Raw genomic sequence first — 18,379 nt, 5'->3', positions numbered from 1 at the left:
TGGGTCACCGGTCTCCTTCGTTTCTGCGGAGATAGTCACTGAGCTCGTCGAGTTCGGCGCGCACCTGGTCGATGCGGGCCGGGCCGGGTCGCTGCGGATCCGGCGCGGGCCCCGGCTGGACGGGGGGACCCGGGATCGGCGTCGACTGCGACTGGACGGGCGGCTGCGGGGCCGGGGTGTAGGGCTGCGGCTGCGGGACCTGCACCGGCGGGTAGCTGTAACCCGTCTGCTGGGAGTAGACCGTGGTCTGGGCGTACGCCGAGGGCGGGGCCGGGCGGGGCGGGCTGAAGTGGCGTATGTCCGCGTACAGGTAGTACGCGACGGTGGCCACGAGTCCGCCGAACAGCATCGACATGCCGACGTCGCCGCGCCAGGTGGTGAACTCGTCCTCGCCCGGGTCGGTGCCGATGATGTAGAGCGTCGCGACGATGTGCACGACCGCCAGGGCGAACAGGAACCAGTCGCGCGGTTTGCGGGTGACGGAGGCCAGTCGCAACAGGCTGGCCCAGCCGAGGAGGCCGCAGCTCATGACGGTGACCACCACGAAGATCACACGCAGCGTGACCGGCGCCCCCTGCGAGGGGCCGGGGGGCTGTTGCGGCGCGTAGCCGTGGCCGTGCATGGCTGCTCCTGAAGGCCTGGTGGAAGTGGACCGCGATGTCGTTCCGAGCGTATAGGTCGACCACGACGGGCGGTCCAGGGTTGTGGACAACCGTTGCAGTCCTGGTCACGCCGCCCGGTGCGGAGTGGTTCCGTCCGGTGGAACCGTGTCGTTCGTCCCGGCGGATCCACACGCTCGTTCGGCGGACCCACCTGATCGTAAGGGCAGTTCGTCGTTTTCAGTCCGGGGAGACCGTTCCGTCCGTCAGTCCGTCGTACATACCGCGCACGAGCCGGGTGCCCAGGCGGCCCGCCTCGCGGAGCGCGTCCTCGAAGGCGGCGAGGGCCCGGAACCGCTCGCCGTAGCGGCGCTGCTGCTCCAGGGGCAGCCGGGGCAGTTGGAGGCGGCGTACGTCGAGGCGGCTGGCGGTGGAGGCGTAACTGCTGGCCTGGCGGCTGTTGGCGGTGCCGCGCAGGAAACCGGCGACGAACCACGCGTCGAGCGCCGCCGGGTCGGGGCGCAGGAGCGTGAGGTTGCGGCCGAGGGCGGCTCCGGCGGTGTCCTCGTCGACGACGCGGGCGATCCCGCCGCCGCCGAGGACGGGGACGACGATGTCGCCGCGCTCCACCAGCACCGGCTCCTCCCCGGTCTCGGTGAGGGTCCCCGACGGTGCCGTGCCCGCGAGGACGTCATGGTCGGTGAGCACCCGCGCGTGGGGGCCGTTCCCGCCGGTGCGCAGCAACAGGGCCCCACCGCGCGCGAGTTCCCCCACGGTGGTGAGCGGCCAGCGCGGGGGCTGCGTCTCGTCGGCGAGCGGGGGCGTGAGATCGGCGGTCAGCCGCAGGGTCTCGCCGAGGCGTTCGCGTACGGTGCCGAGTTCCGCGGCTCCGCCGCCCGCGGCCGGTGGTGGCAGATGCCGGGCGGGGGCCAGGTCCACGTCGTCGTCGAGCAGTTCGATGACCGGCATCGAACGGCTCAGCCCAGGGCGTGCCACGGCCTCGCCGGTGCGGTCGAACGGCTTCCACGCCTCCTGCACGGCGGCTGTCACCGCCGCCCAGTCGACGCCTCCCCGCCCCTCGGCGCCGAGCCGCCCGGTGTCCACGAGCAGCAGCTCCGGCGGCGCCGGCGTCCTGCCCGGCCGACGCAGCACCCACAGGTGCAGTGGGATGTTGTACGGGGGTGCCGCGCCGACGGGCAGGGCGATCACGGCGCGCAGGGCGCCCCGGCGCAGCAGGTCGGCGCGGATACGGCGCCCGGAGCGGCGGCTCGCGACGGCCGGCGGCATCAGCAGGACGGCAGTGCCGCCGTCCTCCAGCCGGGCCAGCGCGTGCTGCACCCAGGCGAGTTCGGATTCGGTGCGGGCCGGGAAGCCGTACTCCCAGCGCGGGTCGTAGGCGAGTTCGTCGTGGCCCCAGTTGCGCTCGTTGAACGGCGGGTGGCAGAGCACCGCCTCGGCCCTGAGGTGTGGGTGGGCGTCCGCGCGGAGGCTGTCCCCGGCGGCGGTGCGGATGGCGCTCTTGGTACGCAGGGCGAGGCGTAGCGCGGTGAGGGCGGCCAGTTCCGGGGCGCTGTCCTGGCCGTGGAGCTCCTGGCCGGGGCGGGGGGCGACGGCGCGCAGGAGTGCGCCGGTGCCGCAGGCAGGGTCGAACACGGTGCGGGCGGGCCCGGCGAGTTCGGCCATCAGCTCGGCCAGCCCGCCCGGAGTGAGCGTGTACTGGCGGGGGTTGGCGTCGAGATGGCGGGCCAGCAGGAACTCGAAGGTCTGCCGTGCGCCCAGGTCCGCCGCGAGTTCGGTGGCGCCCCGCAGCAGCGGAACGGAGGGCCGCAGCTCGGCGGCCGTGGGTGCGTGCACGGCGGGCTCGCCGTCCGGACCGAAACGCGGGCCGAGAAGCCGTGCGAGCTGGTCGGCCAGACCGTCGGCCAACTGTTCGTCGTCGTCCGTGGCGCTCGACTCCAGCCAGGCCAGGGGCCGGTCGTGGAGGTACAGCAGGGCGCAGCCGGCGTGCACCAGGGCGGCGACGGGGCCGTCCGGGTGGCCGGTGACCTGCTGCCAGACCCGCTCCTTGAGCGGGACCTCGGCGAGCTTGCCCTGCTTGCGCAGCCACTCCTCGACGTCGGTCAGCGCGAAGGACGGGCTGGTCTCCGTACCGCCGACCGGCCTGGGGAAGTCGGCGTGGCGGCGGCGCCAGTTGCTGACGGCGGCGCGGCCGACGCCGGCGAGCCGCGCGATCTCCGCGGCGGTGACCTCTGTCCCGTTGTCCTGCACGCGCCCGGCTCCCCTCGTACCTGGTGTGTGGCGTTGAGCATACCGACGCACGCAAGATCTACCGCTTCACGCCGTGTACGCACTCGTTATCGTGAACCGTGTTGACTCGGTTCACAAGCTCTGCTGTGATTAACCCATCGAACGACGAGCCGCCCGCCTCGGGTGGTCACACCTCGTCGTGCGGTCATCCACCAGGAGAGGAGGCACGACCATGGGTATGAAGGCGCAGCTCACACTGCATGCGGCGGTCGGGCTCCTCGTTATCGGGGTGGTCTCGGCGAACGCCGGGAGCGGTGACGGCGCCTCCTACGGCACCGGCTCCGCCGACCGCTTCAAGCGATTTGTGAACACTCACGGCACCTCCGCCGAGAGAGTCGCCGTCTCGCATGTCACCGACGTGCACAGACCCGCGCCACCGGCGGGCGGAACCGACTCAGCCGATGTCCTCACGGACCTCACCGGCGGCCCACCGGGCGGCGGTACCCGCCCCGCCCGGCTGATCGCCGCCGCCTTCGCCGACTGGAAGCACGACGAGCGGGGTCACGTCACGGTTTACGACTCGGCGGGCGAGCAACTCGCCACCCGCGCCTACTGACAGACACCTCCGCCCATCGGGCGGGTGTCACCACCCGCCGATCCGAGATCACCGCTCACCCGCTCACGTCCGCCGCCGTACGCACACCCGTGCCCGCGTGCGGCGGCGGCACCGCTCACTCATCACAACCCAGGGGGATTTCCCATGCGTCGCACCGCTCTCGCCGCTCTCTGCATCGCCGCCGCGGCCACCTTCTCGCTCACCGGCTGTCTGCCCGGCGAGGACAAGTCGAACGAGCCGTTCTCCGGTCTGAGCGGCGGCGAGATCGCCGACAAGGCCGTGAAGGCCACCTCCGACGCCGACTCGCTCCGGATGAAGGGCGAGATCCAGGACGACAGCGCCGGCGGCACGATCAACCTCGACATGGCCCTCAACAAGAAGGGCGACTGCGCCGGCACGATCGGCATGAAGGACGGCAAGGCCGACCTGATCAAGACCGGCGACACGATCTACATGAAGTACGACGAGGCGTTCCTGCGTGCCCAGGGCGGCGGTTCCTCCAAGGAGGAGACCGACATGATCGTGGACATGCTGGCCGGCAAGTGGACCAAGACGTCCGCGACCACCGAGGACTCCAAGGAGATGGCCAGCTTCTGCGACCTGGACACCGTGCTCGCCGACTTCGAGGACACCAACTCCGACGCCGAGCGCGGCAAGACCACCACGGTCGACGGCACCCCCGCGATCCTCCTCCACGAGAAGGACGGCAAGGACCGGTACACCCTGTCCGTCGCCACCAAGGGCAAGCCCTACCTCCTGCGGGTCGTGAGCAAGTCCGCCAAGGAGCCGGGCGACATGAGCTTCACCGACTACGACAAGCCGGTCCCGGCCGACGCCCCCAAGGGCAAGGTCATCGACCTGGACAAGGACTTGAGCTGACCTGACGCCCGCGGGGCTCGCATCGGGCACGACCCGCACGAGCCCCGCGGGGCGCACGGTCGAGCGATCCCTCAGGGCCTCAGTCCGCGTGGAAGCGGGCCGGGGCCTTGGTCGGGTTGCCGCCGCTGGGGAGCTTCTGGTCGGGGCAGTCGCTCAGCACCCGCTTCATCGCGGACTGTTCGGCCGAGGTGACCCACAGCTCGTACTTCTTCTTCACGGCGACCTGGGCCGCCACGTATGTGCACCGGTAGGCCTTGTTGGGCGGGAGCCAGGTGGCCGCGTCGCCGTCGCCCTTGCCCCGGTTGGTGCCGGCGTCGACCGCGAGGAGGTTGAGCGGGTCGTTGGCCAGGGCTATGCGCTTGCTGTCGTCCCACTTCTGGGCGCCCTTCTGCCAGGCGTCGGACAGGGCCACGATGTGGTCTATGTCGATCTGGCTGCGGCCCCGTACGAACGACACGTCCTCGCCGGTGTACGGGTCCGGGTCGAGCACACCGGAGGCCACCCGGCAGTCCCCGTCCCGGAACTTCACGTCCTCCAGGTCGCGTTGGAGTATGTCGTCCCGGGTGTCGCAGTCATTGGAGTCGGTGTCGGCCCAGGGGCTGCCGAACTCCTCCCGGTCGTAACCGGTCTTCGGCGCACGGCCCTTGACGGTCAGGGACTCCGCCGCGGCCAGGGCGGGGCCTCCCCCGCCCGGGTTGTCCGCCGGCCCCGCGGAACCCTTCGTGCCCGGTTCACAGCCGCTGACGGCGGCGACCAGTACCAGGGCGGCGACGGCCACCCCACCCCTCTGACGCACCACGCGACCCTCCTCACTGCCTTGCTGGTTGCTTCGGTTCGATTGCCCTGCCTGTGTTCCCTGCCCACTCCGGCCGACACCGTAGTCCCTGGGGGTAAGGGGCGGATCGGCAGGCGCCGGCTCCGGGCTCACACCTTGCCTATGCCCAGCGTCGTCTCCGACGGCAGCAGACCCGAGCCGATCGCGGTGACCCAGAATTCGCCCAGCAGGTCGGCGAGTCGGGCAGTGTCCGCCGGGCCGAGGAACCGCCAGGGCTCGGCGGCCAGTCGGTCGGTGTGCCGCTCCACCTCCCGGCGCAGGCTCCGGCCGGCTTCCGTCGCCGTACCGTCGGCGTCGACCAGTCCGCGTGCGGCCAGGCGGTCGCGGGCGGCCGACCAATCGGCCGGGGTCCAGCCTCGGCTCTCGAAGCGTGCCACCGATGCCGCGCCTATCGCCGCGAAGGAGACGAGGGATTCGGTGGGGTCGAGGTCCGCGATCAGCAAGGCCGCCAGGTGACCGTCCCCTCGGTGTTCGCGCAGGATCGTCGCCGCCCGCCAGAGCTGGAGGTGCGCGGGCTCGGGCCAGGGCAGTTCGGCGTTGGCGGCGGCCAGCGGGCGGCCCGCGGTGCTCACGGACTCGGCGGCACGGCGGGCCAGAGCGGCGGCCTCCGCGAGTTCGGGACTGTGCGCGCGCTCCCCGAACAACCCGCGGTACAACCGGTCGACCGCCCGGTCCCGGGCCGCGAGCACGGCCTCCGGGCTCGCGGTCCGCCAGGCCGGCTCGATGTGTTCGGCGACCATGCGCGGGCTGAAGCTGTAGAAGGCGGAGGCCACCCGCTCGCTCCCGGCCGCGCCCAACGGGGCCGCCCGGTAGGCGAAGTAGCTCGGCCAGCGCTCCGTCACGTCATATCCCAGCGCGGCGGCCTCCTCGAAGACCTCCGGCGCGTAGTAGAAGACGGCATGCAGCGGCTCCAGCAGGTGCCACATCCGGCGGACCTCGCCCGGCGCGACGCCGTCGCCCTCACCCCGGCCCACTTCCGCACCCACACCGCTCATGCTGACGCTGACGTTCTCGGACATGGCACATCCCCCTCGCCGCTCCCCCGGCCACGACGACCGAGCCGGAACTTGTCACTGACAAGATTGCCCGACCGGCCGCGAACTTGTCAACGACAAGATTGGGCTACGCTGGCCCCATGCCCCGTAGCAGCTCCCCGAACGGCGCCGACCGACTCGACAAGCCCGACCGTCCTGACAGTCCGGGCGGTCCTGACGGTCCAGGCCGTCCTGACGGTCCAGGCCGTCCTGACGGTCCAGGCCGTCCTGACAGTCCGGGCCGTCCCGACCGCCCCTACCACCACGGCGATCTACGACGCGCGATCCTCCGCGCCGCGCTCGACGTCATCGCCGCCGACGGGCCCTCCGCGCTCAGCCTGCGGGACCTGGCCCGCCGCGCGGGCGTCTCGCACGCGGCGCCGGCGCACCACTTCAAGGACCGCACGGGGCTGCTCACGGCGATCGCGGCGGAGGGCCACGCGCTCCTGGCCACCACGCTCACCGGGGCCGACGACCTGCGGGACGCGGGCGTCCGCTACGTCCGCTTCGCCCGTGAGCACCCGGCTCATTTCCAGGTGATGTTCCGCCCGGAGCTGCTCCGCGAGGACGACCTCGAACTGACCACCGCCCGCGCCCTGTCGAGCGAGCGGCTGCGCGTCGCGGTCAGCACCGCCCGCCCCGCGTTCGGCGGTGCGGACCCCCGGCTGGCCGGCATCGCCGCCTGGTCCCTCTCCCACGGCTTCGCGACGCTGCTCCTCAGCCACAACCTCGACGCGGTGGTCGGCGACCGGGACCCGGAGGACGTCTTCCGCACGGCGACGGAGCTGCTGTTCCCGTCCACAGGACGGTGACCACCACCGTCATCGAGAGACAGAGACAGCGGGGAACAGCGGGGCGGAACGCGGCGCCGGCCCCCGGCGCACCCCGCCCGCCCCACACCACGACACCGACACCGACACCGACACCGACACCGACACCGACACCGACACCGACACCGACACCGACACCGACACCGACACCGAGAACTTACGACCCCAGAATCGAGGCCAGGAACTCCCCCGTCCACCCCAGCAACTCCCGCCCGAGCAGCGGCTTGCCGCCGACCTTCGCCGTCTTCGGGCGGGGGACCAGCACCTGGTGGACGGCCGGCTTGATCACCGTGCCGGGGTAGAGCCGCTTCAGGCGCAGCTCCTGCGACTCCCGCAACTCCACCGGCGCGAAGCGGATGTTGTTGCCCTGGAGCACGATCTCGCCGACGCCGCAGGCCCGCGCGAGCATCCGCAGCCCGGCCACCAGCAGCAGGTTCTCCACCGGCTCGGGCAGCTTGCCGTAGCGGTCGACGAGTTCCTCGCGCACCGCGGCGATGTCCGCCTCGGTGTTGACGGAGGCGATCGCCCGGTACGCCTGGAGGCGGAGCCGCTCGCCGGGCGCGTAGTCGTGCGGCACGTGCGCGTCGACCGGCAGCTCGATCTTGACCTCGAGCGGCGGCTCCTCCTCGATCTCCCCGGTCTCCAGCTGACGCCGGTAGTCCGCGACCGCCTCGCCGACCATGCGGACGTACAGGTCGAAGCCGACGCCCGCGATGTGGCCGGACTGCTCGCCGCCGAGGAGGTTGCCCGCGCCGCGGATCTCCAGGTCCTTCATCGCCACGTACATGCCCGCGCCCATCTCGGTGTGCTGGGCGATCGTGGCGAGGCGCTCGTGTGCCGTCTCCGTCAGCGGCTTCTCCGGCGGGTAGAGGAAGTACGCGTAGCCCCGCTCACGACCTCGGCCGACGCGGCCGCGCAGCTGGTGGAGCTGGGACAGGCCGAAGGTGTCGCCGCGCTCCACGATCAGGGTGTTCGCGTTGGAGATGTCGATGCCGGACTCCACGATCGTCGTGGAGACGAGCACGTCGAACTTCTTCTCCCAGAAGTCGACGACCACCTGTTCCAGGGCCTGTTCCGACATCTGGCCGTGGGCGGTCGCGATGCGCGCCTCGGGGACGATGTCGCGCAGCCGGGCGGCAGCGCGGTCGATCGACTCGACCCGGTTGTGGATGTAGAAGACCTGGCCCTCACGCAGGAGTTCACGGCGGATGGCCGCGCCGATCTGCTTCTCCTCGTACGGGCCGACGAAGGTCAGGACCGGGTGGCGTTCCTCCGGGGGCGTGGTGATCGTCGACATCTCCCGGATGCCGGTGACCGCCATCTCCAGGGTTCGCGGGATCGGCGTCGCGGACATCGTGAGGACGTCGACGTTGGCGCGGAGCTTCTTCAGCTGCTCCTTGTGCTCGACGCCGAAGCGCTGCTCCTCGTCGACGATGACGAGGCCGAGGTCCTTGAACTTGGTCTCCGAGGAGAACAGGCGGTGGGTGCCGATGACGATGTCGACCGAGCCCTCGCGCAGGCCCTCCAGGGTGGCCTTGGCCTCGGTGTCCGTCTGGAAGCGGGACAGGGCCCGGACGCTGACCGGGAACTGCGAGTACCGCTCGCTGAACGTGCCGAAGTGCTGCTGCACCAGGAGCGTCGTGGGGACGAGCACCGCCACCTGCTTGCCGTCCTGGACCGCCTTGAACGCGGCGCGGACCGCGATCTCCGTCTTGCCGTAGCCCACGTCGCCGCAGATCAGGCGGTCCATCGGGACCGTCTTCTCCATGTCCTCCTTGACCTCGGCGATCGTGGTCAGCTGGTCGGGCGTCTCCGCGTACGGGAAGGCGTCCTCCAGCTCCCGCTGCCAGGGGGTGTCCGCGCCGAAGGAATGGCCGGGGGCGGCCATGCGGGCGCTGTACAGCTTGATCAGGTCGGCGGCGATCTCCTTGACCGCCTTCTTCGCGCGCGCCTTGGTCTTCGTCCAGTCGGCGCCGCCCAGACGGTGCAGCGTGGGTGCCTCACCGCCGACGTACTTGGTGATCTGTTCCAGCTGGTCGGTGGGGATGTAGAGGCGGTCGCCGGGCTGGCCGCGCTTCGCGGGGGCGTACTCGACGACCAGGTACTCGCGGGTCGCGCCCTGCACGGTCCGCTGGACCATCTCGATGTAGCGGCCGACGCCGTGCTGCTCGTGGACGATGTAGTCGCCCGATTCGAGGGTGAGCGGGTCGATGGTCTTGCGGCGGCGGGCCGGCATGCGGGCGCCGTCCTTGCCGGCCGCCTTCTGCCCGGACAGGTCGGTCTCGGTGAGGACGGCGAGCTTCAGGGACGGGGCGATGAAGCCGTAGTCGATCGAGCCGCACGCCACGTGCACCACCGACGGGGCGATCTTCCCGAGGTCGGCCTCCAGACGGGCGGCGATGCCCTCGCCGCCGAGGACCTCGACGGTGCGGGAGGCGGGGCCGTGGCCCTCGGTCACGAAGACCGTGCGCCAGCCGTCGGCGAGCCAGCCCTTGGTGTCGGCGAGGGCCTTGGCGGTGTCGCCGCGGTAGGTCTCGGGTGCCTGCATGCCGAGCTTGAGGGTGTCGGAGTCCAGCTCCTCGTCGGCGGCGAACGGCGACACCGACCACCACATCATGTCCAGCTCACGGGCACGGTCTCGGACGTCCGCGATGGACCACAGGGAGGCCGCGCCGACGTCGATCGGGGCCTCACCGCCGCCGGCCGTGGCCGCCCACGACGCCTGGAGGAACTCCTGCGAGGTGGCCACCAGGTCCGCGGCGCGCGTGCGCACGCGCTCCGGGTCGCAGACGACCGCCATCGCGCCCTTCGGGAGGACGTCGATCAGCAGCTCCATGTCGTCGACGAGGACCGGGGCGAGGGACTCCATGCCTTCGACGGCGATTCCCTCGGCGATCTTGCCGAGGAGTTCACCGAGCTCGGGATGGCGTTCGGCGAGGGCTTGGGCGCGCCCCCGCACGTCGTCCGTGAGGAGGAGTTCACGGCAGGGCGGGGCCCACAGTCCGTGCTCGGCGACTTCCAGGGAGCGCTGGTCGGCGACCTTGAAGTACCGGATCTCCTCGATGTCGTCGCCCCAGAACTCCACCCGGAGGGGGTGCTCCTCGGTCGGCGGGAAGACATCGAGGATGCCGCCGCGCACGGCGAACTCGCCGCGCTTCTCGACCAGCTCCACGCGGGAGTACGCGGCGGCCGCGAGCGCCTCGACCGTGCGGTTCAGGTCGGCGCTCTCGCCGCTGCGCAGGGAGACGGGCTCCAGGTCGCCGAGGCCCTTGACCTGGGGCTGGAGGACGGAACGCACGGGGGCGACGACGACCTGGACCGGGCCGGTCTCCGGGTCGTCGGGGCGCGGATGGGTCAGCCGGCGCAGGACGGCGAGGCGACGGCCGACGGTGTCGCTGCGGGGGCTGAGGCGCTCGTGGGGCAGGGTCTCCCAGGCCGGGTACTCGACGACGCCCTCCGGGGGGAGCAGCGAGCGCAGGGCGGCCGCGAGGTCCTCGGCCTCGCGGCCGGTCGCCGTCACGGCGAGTACGGGGCGGCCGGCGTCCCTCGCGAGGGCCGCGACGGCGAAGGGGCGGGCCGCCGGGGGGCCGACCAGGTCGACGTGGGTGCGGTGGCCGTCGGCCGCGGCCCTGATCGCTTCCGCGAGGGGCGCGTCCTTGACTACGGCGTCGAGCAGACCGTGGAGGCTCATGAAGGGCGTTTCCCGTCCGGGGGTCAGGCTGCGGCTGGGGTACAGCGGGGGCAACACGAGCGCCCGACCTCAGGGGAGGGGCCGGGGGTGTCCAGGGTACGACGGGTGGTGGGGGTGGTGCGGAGCCTGTGGACAACCGTGGGGCCTTGTCGGGGGGCTCGCCTTCGCCGCCCTCAGCCGTCCCGTCCCCAGGGGCTCGGTCCCTTCGGCCCCGCGGGGGCCGCCCCCGGACCCCGCCGAGGAAGCAGGGGGCCTGTGGTGCTCGCTCGGCTGCGGACCGTCGTGGTCACTCGCGCAGTTCCCCGCACCCCTCAGGGCGCCTCGGTCGGCTCTTGGCTCACCGCCTCGCGGTCGTTCGCGCAGTTCCGCCGCGCGCCGCAGCCCCCGGCGGTGGCTGCGCCCGTACGCGTTCCATCTGCCCGCCGGGGTGGCCTCGGCGGCGCTGGCGCTGGGGCCTCGCCGCGGACTACATCGTCTTCTACAACTCCTCGCGGTGGATCAAGGACGTTCCCCGGTACGCCCGTCAGCTGCGTCCCCGTGACCACTACGAACTCGACGGCCTCGTCCAGGGATACGTCCTGCTGCGCCGCGTCTGATCGCCTGCCTCTGCCCTCCGCACTGCACCAAGGGACAATTGGCACCCCTCCGTGGGCATGGCACCGTGACGATCGCTTTCCGAGCAGCAGTCGACCAGAAACGGGGAAAACCATGACCACGTTACGAAGAGTAATTCCCGGCGCCACTCTTTCGGCAGTTCTTCTGCTGACCGGCGCCGCACCCGCCCTCGCCGGTCCCGCCACGGCGGACGGCGGGGCGTCCACTCAGGCGGTCGCCGGGGTCACCAAGGCGCAGAAGCTCTCGAAACTGGGCACCCTGACGGGGAACTCGTCCGGCTCCCAGACCAACTGGTTCACGGCGCTCGGGCAGTACCGGCAGCACAAGCCGGCGATCACGAAGTACAAGTTCAACTGGAGCACCAACTACTGCAATTCGTCACCGGACAAGATCTGGGGCGGATACGACTTCTCGTTCGCCTGCTACCGGCACGACTTCGGATACCGCAACTACAAGACGATCGCGGGCAAGGCCACATTCAAGCGGTCCCACAAACTCCGGATCGACCAGGCAATGCTGGGCGACATGAACCGGGTCTGCGGACAGAGGTTCTGGGCCGACCCGCTGACCCCGCCCGTACGCAAGAAGGCCAAGGCGGCGTGCCTGAAGACGGCGAAGAAGTACTACCAGGCCGTCCGCGCCGCCGGCTGACGGCCGCAGGACCGGGCATCACGAAAACGGCGGGGCGTGGGGATCATTCCCCACGCCCCGCCGTCCCCGTGGCCTCACAGCCCCTCGGGCGGGACCCCCGTACCGGTCCGAGGGGCCGGTCCGCCTAGCCCGTCCCCCGCCCCTTCCCCGCCGGCATCAGTCCGTCGCGATAGCGTTGAGGACGTTCATCCGTCCCGCCCTGAACGCCGGGACGAGGGCGGCGAACAGGCCCACGAACGCCGAGCCGATGAAGACTCCGATGATGGTCGGCCACGGGATGTCCAGGACCTCCAGGCCCTCCAGGGCGAGGAGCCGCTGGGCGGTCGCGCCCCAGCCCATCCCCAGGCCCAGGCCCAGCAGCGCGCCGAACAGGGCGATCACCACGGACTCCAGGCGGATCATGCGGCGCAGCTGGCGGCGGGAGAGGCCGATGGCCCGCATGAGGCCGATCTCCCTGGTGCGTTCGACCACCGACAGGGCGAGGGTGTTCACGACACCGAGGATCGCGACGACGATCGCCAGGGCCAACAGGCCGTACACCATGTTGAGCAGCTGACCGACCTGGTCCTGAAGGGCCTGCTTGTAGTCGGTCTGGTCCATGACCTTGACCGTGGGGTCCTTGGCGACGGCCGTCTTCAGCGCGGCGTACGCCTGGTCCTTGCTGCCCTCGTCCGCCTTGGCCAGCAGGGCCGTGTCCAGCGGCACCCGCTCGGCCGGCACATAGCGCTCGACGGTCGTGAGGTTGGTGTACATCGCGCCCTGGTCGAGGCCCGTGTCGTCGGAGGTGATGGCCGCGAGCCGCAGCTTCGCGGTGCGACCCCCCTCGAAGGCCACGGTGAGGGTGTCGCCGACCTTCACGCCCGCCTTCTCGGCGAACTCGGAGCCGACGGACATCGCGTCGGCGCCGTACGCGGCCGCGAGGTCACCGGAGACGGTCTCGCGGCGCAGATCGTCGGCGTAGGTGGCCTCGGCGGCGAGCAGCTGACCCGACTCGGAGGTGCCGTCGGGCGCGGTCACCTTGGCGGGTGTCTCCTTCATCCGGGTGACGTGGCCGAGGCCCTCGACCCCTTCGACCGCCTTGACGATGGCGGGGTTGAGGGGCTTGCCGCCGTTGCCCGCGGTGATGATGAAGTCGGCGCCGACCGACTTGTCCAGCTCGGCGGTCGCGGAGGTCACCATGGAGGAGCCGACCACGGAGAGGCAGGCGACCAGGGCCAGCCCGATCATGAGGGCGGCGCCGGTGGCGCCGGTGCGGCGGGGGTTGCGCAGCGCGTTGCGCTCGGCCATCCGGCCGACGGGGCCGAAGGCCCGCAGCAGCACGGCGCTGAGCACCCGCACGACACCGCCCGCGAGGAGCGGGCCGATCACGACGAAGCCGATGAGGCTGAGGACGATGCCCACGCCGAGGATCAGCGAGCCCTGCTTCGCCTGGTCGGCGGTGGCCGCCAGGTAGAGCGCGAAGGCACCGGCGCCGGTGAGCACCAGACCGACCAGGCCCCGTACGAGTCCGGCCTTGCCGTCCGCCGGGGTGCCGGCGTCGCGCAGCGCGGCCATCGGGGAGACCTTGCCCGCGCGGCGGGCGGGCAGATAGGACGCGAGGACGGTGACCACGATGCCCAGCAGCATGCCGATGGCGGGGGTGGTCCAGTTCACCGTCAGGTCACGGGTGGACAGTTCCATGCCGACGGCCGACATGAGCTTCATCAGTCCGACCGCGAGGCCGACGCCCGCGCCGACACCGATCAGCGAGCCGAGGACGCCGAGCAGCGTCGCCTCGACGAGCACCGACCGGTTGACCTGGCCGCGGGAGGAGCCGACGGCCCGCATCAGACCGATCTCGCGGGTGCGCTGGGCGACCAGCATCGAGAACGTGTTGATGATCAGGAAGACCCCGACGAGGAACGCGATCCCGGCGAAGCCGAGCATCCCGTACTTGATGACGTTCATGAACTCGTCGACGTCGCTGCGGTTGGCGTCCGCGGTCTCCTGCTGCGTACGGACCTTGTACGCCGTCTCCTGGGCGCCCTTCGCGCCCTGCTCGGTCTCTGCCTCGAGCGTCGCCAGGGCCGAGCTGACGTTCCGCTTCAGCCGGGTGTCGCTGACGCCCGCCTCGGCGGTGACGTTGACCTGGGTGAACCGGCCGGTGGCGCCGAGGAGTCCGCGCTGGGCGGTGGCGGTGTCGAAGAAGACGACGGCGGCACCGGGGTTGGTCACCTTGAACGAGGCGATGCCGACGATCCGGGCGGTGAGGTCGCCGCTGACGGTGATGGTGCGCAGCTCGTCACCGAGCTCCAGGCCGTGCTTGTCGGCGGTGTCGGCGTCGACCATCACCTGGGTCGGGCCGCGCGGGGCGTGCCCGGAGGTGATCTCCATGGAACGCAGGTCGTTCTTCGTCCAGTTGCCCGCGATGGTGGGGGCGCCGGTGGAGGACCCCATGTTCTTGTTGTCGCGGTCGACGACCGTCACGTCCATCGAGGAGACGGCGCCCTCGGCCGACTTGGCGCCCTCGACCGCGGCCACCTCCTTGACCAGCGAGGCGGGCAGGGAGTCGGGGCGGCCGGTCCGGGACACCTCGTCGGGCTCGCCGCCGGCCACCGAGACCGTGACGTCGGAGGAGGTGGCCGCGAAGAGCTTGTCGAAGGTGGTGCCCATGGTGTCGGTGAAGACGAGGGTGCCCGTCACGAACGCCACCGACAGCATGACCGCGATGGCCGACAGCGCCATCCGTCCCTTGTGCGCGAAGAAGTTGCGCATCGATGTCCTCATCACGCTCATGACGTGCGCCCCCGGGCGTCGAAGTCCTTCATGCGGTCCAGGACCTGGTCGGCCGTCGGCTGGTACATCTCGTCGACGATGCGCCCGTCCGCCAGGTACAGCACACGGTCGGCGTAGGAGGCGGCCACCGGGTCGTGGGTGACCATCACGATGGTCTGGCCCAGTTCGTCGACGGAGCGCCGCAGGAAGCCCAGCACCTCGGCGCCGGCCCGCGAGTCGAGGTTGCCGGTCGGCTCGTCCCCGAAGATGATCTCGGGGCGCGCGGCCAGGGCCCGGGCCACGGCCACGCGCTGCTGCTGACCGCCGGAGAGCTGCGTCGGCCGGTGCTTCAGCCGCTGGGCGAGCCCGACGGTCTCCACGACCCGGCCGAGCCACTCCTTGTCGGGCTTGCGCCCGGCGATGTCCATGGGGAGCGTGATGTTCTCGATCGCGTTCAGCGTGGGCAGCAGGTTGAACGCCTGGAAGATGAACCCGATCCGGTCCCGGCGCAACTGCGTGAGCTTCTTGTCCTTCAGGCCGGTGATCTCGGTCTCGTCGAGGTGGATCTGACCGCTCGTCACGGTGTCGAGTCCGGCGAGGCAGTGCATGAGCGTGGACTTGCCGGACCCCGAGGGCCCCATGATCGCGGTGAACTGACCCCGCGCGATGTCCACGTCCACATGGTCGAGGGCGACGACACGGGTCTCGCCGGACCCGTACGCCTTCACGACCTGCCGCGCCCGCGCGGCAACGGCCGTACGCCCTCCAGTGCCCCCATGCCTGGTGATGGTCACAGCCGATGTCACGGTATGTCTCCTAAGTCGGTCAGCAGCTGGTGCTGTTGCTCGGTCGGTGGTGCTGTCGCTCGGTGGTGCCTTGAGTCTGGTGGCCCAGGGGGGTCCCGCGCGCTGGTGCTCGGCGCAGTCTTCTGCTGGGGAAAACCCCACCCCCGTGGGTCCGGTCCCCACCCCCCCGTGGGTCCGGCCCCCACCCCCGTGGGCCCCGGTGCACCGCCCCCCAGCGGCGTAAAGCCAGGTTAAGGACGGGCACCGTCCCGTCTCTTCCTCCGGCGGTACGACCCCGCCCCTGGCCGTAGTACGGAGATACCCCTAAGGGACCTCCACCGAGGGGTGGAGCCGGTCTCAGGGTTCGGCTCCACCTTCCGGCGCACTCAGGCTGCACCCTGCCGTGACGTGAGGGACAAGTGGCATGGTGGTCCCCGGCAGATAGATGCAGGGGGAAGGAACCCGGTGGGCGAGACACGACCCGCGCTGCGCGACGCGGCACAGCACACCGGATCCGGCAGACGGGGTGCGGTCACCGCCGCGCTCATGCTGGCCATGGGCCTGGCCGCGCTGGACTCCACGATCGTCTCGACCGCCGTCCCGCAGATCGTCGCCGACCTCGGCGGCTTCTCCGTCTTCTCCTGGCTGTTCTCGGGCTATCTCCTCGCCGTCACCGTCACCCTCCCCGTCTACGGCAAGCTCTCCGACACCTTCGGCCGCAAGCCGGTGCTGATCGCGGGCGCCGCCCTGTTCCTGCTGGGCTCGCTGCTGTGCGCGCTGGCCTGGAACATGGGCGCGCTGATCGCCTTCCGGGTCGTCCAGGGCCTGGGCGGCGGTGCGCTACAGGGCACGGTGCAGACGCTGGCGGCCGACCTCTACCCCCTGGAGGAGCGCCCCAAGATCCAGTCCAAGCTGTCCACGGTGTGGGCGGTGTCCGCGGTGGCCGGCCCCGGGGTGGGCGGGGTCCTCGCCGCCTACGCGGACTGGCGCTGGATCTTCCTGATCAACCTCCCGCTCGGCGCGGCGGCCCTGTGGCTGCTGGTCCGGCATCTGCACGAGCCGGTCCGGGAACGGACCGCTCGGCCCCGGGTCGACTGGGCAGGCGCCCTGACGATCTTCGCCTGCGGGGGCGCCCTGCTGACGGCGCTGGTGCAGGGCGGAGTGGCCTGGGCCTGGCTGTCCTGGCCCTCCCTGACCCTGCTGGGCACGGGGGTCGCCCTCGTCGTGGTGCTGGTCCTCATCGAACGCCGCGCCGCGGAACCGATCATCCCCGGCTGGGTGTGGCGCCGCCGCACGATCGCGGCCGTGAACCTGGCGCTGGCCGCGCTGGGCCTGCTGATGGTCGCGCCGACGGTGTTCCTGGCGACCTACGCCCAGTCGGTCCTGGGCCTGGCCCCGGTGGCCGCCGGCTTCGTCGTCTCCATCTGGACGCTGAGCTGGCCGGTGTCGGCGGCCCTGAGCCAGCACGTCTACCGCCGGATCGGCTTCCGGGACACCGCGATCCTGGGCATCACGGCGGCGGCGCTGCTGCTGTTCGCGTTCCCGTTCCTCCCGTACCCGGGCGAGGCCTGGCAGCCGACCCTGCTGATGCTGCTGCTGGGCGCCGCGCTGGGTCTGTTCCAGCTCCCGCTGATCGTGGGCGTCCAGTCGACGGTGGGCTGGGAGGAGCGGGGCACGGCGACGGCGTCGATCCTCTTCTGCCGCCAGACGGGCCAGACCCTGGGCGCGGCGGCCTTCGGCGCGGTCGCGAACGGCGTGCTGGCCTCCCGTCTGGGCGGCGCGGGCGACCTGGACGCGGTCACCCACGGCCTGGACGCGGGCACGACGGCGGAGCCGGTCCGCCGCGCGGTCGCGGAGGCCGTCCACGCGGTGTACCTGGGCGCGGCGTGCGCGGCGACGGTCGCGCTGCTGGTGCTGCTGGTGGTGGCGCCGCGCAGGTTCCCGGTCCTGAAGGACGGACTGACGGACTGACGGGCTGACGGACCGACGGACTGACGGGCTCACGGACTGACGGGCTCACGGGCTCACGGGCTCACGGGCTCACGGGCTGACGGAGCGGCTCGCGGAGGGCTCGGGGCGACTCGCGGCGGAGCGCTCCCAAAAAAACCTGAGTTAATCCGGGTAACACCCCAGGTCAGCGCGGGTTCCAAGAAGAAAGCGCATACCGACCGCTCAGTTTGCCGAAACCCTCGCGCGGTACCGAACCCACGGGTAGCGTTCACGCCCGCCCCCCGCTCCCTGCGGTCCGCAGGCACCGGACCAGAGCCACGCAAGGAGACAAGGGATGACCGACCCGTTCTCGTCACCCCCGCACCGACCCCCCTACCGCCCACCGCACCCGCCCGCACACCCGCCCGCACCCGCGCGGCAGCCCTCCCCCGCGTACGGATCACCGTCCTCACCCCGGTACGCGCCGCAGTCCTCACCCACGTACGCGACGCAAGTCCCGTCCGCGTTCGAGTCGTCCGTCGCGCCGCCGCTCCCCGACGAGCCCGACGACCCCCTGCTGCACCACCACAGCGACCTGCGTCTGTTGCGCAGCGCCTACCGCTGGCAGCGGCGGGTGGCGACGCTGACCGCGCTGGGCTACTTCCTGCTGTTCCTGCTGCTCTCGGCGTTCGCCCCGTCGTTCATGACGGGCACGGTCACCGGCGGGCTGTCGACGGGGCTGCTGCTCGGGCTGCTCCAGGTGCCGGTGACCTGCCTGGCGATCTGGCTGTACGAACGCACCGCGCGCCGCCGCGTGGACCCGCTCGCGGACCGGATACGCCGACTCGCGGAGGCCGACGCGCGCCGGGACGCCAAACGCGAGGCGGACCGCACCCGCCGCAGCACCGACCGCA

Annotated in this window: 13 protein-coding genes and 1 pseudogene; 7 read left to right on the top strand and 7 right to left on the bottom strand. The window is 71.6% G+C overall.

Annotated elements, in window-relative coordinates; all coding sequences use genetic code 11:
* Positions 1 to 4: 4 nt before the first annotated feature.
* The gene (locus tag SMA5143A_RS23325) at positions 5 to 622 is read right to left on the bottom strand and encodes a hypothetical protein (protein ID WP_107464798.1); all 618 of its coding nucleotides are present in this window, start codon (positions 620 to 622) and stop codon (positions 5 to 7) included.
* Positions 623 to 839: 217 nt separating this feature from the next.
* Complete coding sequence (locus tag SMA5143A_RS23320; RefSeq protein ID WP_107464797.1) at positions 840 to 2,867, bottom strand: N-6 DNA methylase; 2,028 nt, start codon at positions 2,865 to 2,867, stop codon at positions 840 to 842.
* A gap of 211 nt (positions 2,868 to 3,078) precedes the next feature.
* Between SMA5143A_RS23320 and SMA5143A_RS23315 the strand changes: the two genes are divergently transcribed.
* Together SMA5143A_RS23315 and SMA5143A_RS23310 are read left to right on the top strand one after the other, a co-directional pair.
* Positions 3,079 to 3,462: a hypothetical protein gene (locus SMA5143A_RS23315; RefSeq protein ID WP_107464796.1), complete on the top strand. Its 384-nt coding sequence runs from the start codon at positions 3,079 to 3,081 to the stop codon at positions 3,460 to 3,462.
* Between the two features lie 144 nt (positions 3,463 to 3,606).
* A complete protein-coding gene (locus tag SMA5143A_RS23310) occupies positions 3,607 to 4,341 on the top strand; it encodes a hypothetical protein (protein WP_107464795.1) in 735 nt (244 codons plus the stop codon).
* 79 nt (positions 4,342 to 4,420) lie between these two features.
* Here SMA5143A_RS23310 and SMA5143A_RS23305 read toward each other — a convergent pair whose 3' ends face one another.
* Both SMA5143A_RS23305 and SMA5143A_RS23300 read right to left on the bottom strand, forming a co-directional pair.
* Positions 4,421 to 5,140, bottom strand: a complete 720-nt coding sequence (locus tag SMA5143A_RS23305) for an HNH endonuclease family protein (protein WP_107464794.1) — start codon at positions 5,138 to 5,140, stop codon at positions 4,421 to 4,423.
* A gap of 125 nt (positions 5,141 to 5,265) precedes the next feature.
* Complete coding sequence (locus SMA5143A_RS23300) at positions 5,266 to 6,171, bottom strand: SCO6745 family protein (RefSeq protein ID WP_107464919.1); 906 nt, start codon at positions 6,169 to 6,171, stop codon at positions 5,266 to 5,268.
* Positions 6,172 to 6,311: 140 nt separating this feature from the next.
* Between SMA5143A_RS23300 and SMA5143A_RS23295 the strand changes: the two genes are divergently transcribed.
* Positions 6,312 to 7,022, top strand: a complete 711-nt coding sequence (locus SMA5143A_RS23295) for a TetR/AcrR family transcriptional regulator (protein WP_107464793.1) — start codon at positions 6,312 to 6,314, stop codon at positions 7,020 to 7,022.
* Between the two features lie 175 nt (positions 7,023 to 7,197).
* On the opposite strand, the gene mfd is transcribed toward SMA5143A_RS23295, so the two are convergent.
* Positions 7,198 to 10,731 carry a transcription-repair coupling factor gene (gene mfd, locus SMA5143A_RS23290; protein ID WP_107464792.1) on the bottom strand — a complete coding sequence of 1,178 codons (3,534 nt, stop codon included), beginning with the start codon at positions 10,729 to 10,731 and terminating at the stop codon, positions 7,198 to 7,200.
* Positions 10,732 to 11,063: 332 nt separating this feature from the next.
* Between mfd and SMA5143A_RS23285 the strand changes: the two genes are divergently transcribed.
* Complete coding sequence (locus SMA5143A_RS23285) at positions 11,064 to 11,327, top strand: hypothetical protein (protein ID WP_107464791.1); 264 nt, start codon at positions 11,064 to 11,066, stop codon at positions 11,325 to 11,327.
* 112 nt (positions 11,328 to 11,439) lie between these two features.
* Positions 11,440 to 11,997, top strand: coding sequence for a phospholipase A2 (locus tag SMA5143A_RS23280; RefSeq protein ID WP_107464790.1), 558 nt, complete (start codon positions 11,440 to 11,442; stop codon positions 11,995 to 11,997).
* Between the two features lie 156 nt (positions 11,998 to 12,153).
* On the opposite strand, the gene SMA5143A_RS23275 is transcribed toward SMA5143A_RS23280, so the two are convergent.
* A complete protein-coding gene (locus SMA5143A_RS23275) occupies positions 12,154 to 14,772 on the bottom strand; it encodes an ABC transporter permease (RefSeq protein WP_107464789.1) in 2,619 nt (872 codons plus the stop codon).
* Positions 14,769 to 15,557, bottom strand: coding sequence for an ABC transporter ATP-binding protein (locus SMA5143A_RS23270; protein WP_099963757.1), 789 nt, complete (start codon positions 15,555 to 15,557; stop codon positions 14,769 to 14,771). Before SMA5143A_RS23270 ends, SMA5143A_RS23275 begins: the two co-directional genes overlap by 4 nt.
* Positions 15,558 to 16,001: 444 nt before the next feature.
* On the opposite strand from SMA5143A_RS23270, the gene SMA5143A_RS23265 reads away from it, so the two are divergent.
* Both SMA5143A_RS23265 and SMA5143A_RS23260 read left to right on the top strand, forming a co-directional pair.
* Positions 16,002 to 17,507 (top strand): MFS transporter, encoded by a 1,506-nt coding sequence (locus SMA5143A_RS23265; RefSeq protein WP_107464788.1) that lies wholly within the window; start codon positions 16,002 to 16,004, stop codon positions 17,505 to 17,507.
* A 313-nt stretch (positions 17,508 to 17,820) separates the two neighbouring features.
* Positions 17,821 to 18,345 (top strand): annotated as a pseudogene (locus SMA5143A_RS23260) (DUF485 domain-containing protein); the annotation flags it as partial.
* Between the last annotated feature and the right edge of the window lie 34 nt (positions 18,346 to 18,379).

This window comes from Streptomyces sp. MA5143a (genome assembly GCF_900290235.1).
Lineage (GTDB): Bacteria > Actinomycetota > Actinomycetes > Streptomycetales > Streptomycetaceae > Streptomyces.
Note: the sequence above shows the minus strand (reverse complement) of the source record. Positions and strands in the feature narration are given on the sequence as shown.

Excerpts from the sequence above, each read along its gene's own strand:
- SMA5143A_RS23295 (WP_107464793.1), top strand. The coding sequence starts at position 6,312 with ATGCCCCGTAGCAGCTCCCCGAACGGCGCCGACCGACTCGACAAGCCC.
- SMA5143A_RS23275 (WP_107464789.1), bottom strand. The coding sequence starts at position 14,772 with ATGAGCGTGATGAGGACATCGATGCGCAACTTCTTCGCGCACAAGGGA.
- SMA5143A_RS23280 (WP_107464790.1), top strand. The coding sequence starts at position 11,440 with ATGACCACGTTACGAAGAGTAATTCCCGGCGCCACTCTTTCGGCAGTT.
- SMA5143A_RS23310 (WP_107464795.1), top strand. The coding sequence starts at position 3,607 with ATGCGTCGCACCGCTCTCGCCGCTCTCTGCATCGCCGCCGCGGCCACC.
- SMA5143A_RS23325 (WP_107464798.1), bottom strand. The coding sequence starts at position 622 with ATGCACGGCCACGGCTACGCGCCGCAACAGCCCCCCGGCCCCTCGCAG.
- SMA5143A_RS23300 (WP_107464919.1), bottom strand. The coding sequence starts at position 6,171 with ATGAGCGGTGTGGGTGCGGAAGTGGGCCGGGGTGAGGGCGACGGCGTC.
- SMA5143A_RS23315 (WP_107464796.1), top strand. The coding sequence starts at position 3,079 with ATGGGTATGAAGGCGCAGCTCACACTGCATGCGGCGGTCGGGCTCCTC.
- mfd (WP_107464792.1), bottom strand. The coding sequence starts at position 10,731 with ATGAGCCTCCACGGTCTGCTCGACGCCGTAGTCAAGGACGCGCCCCTC.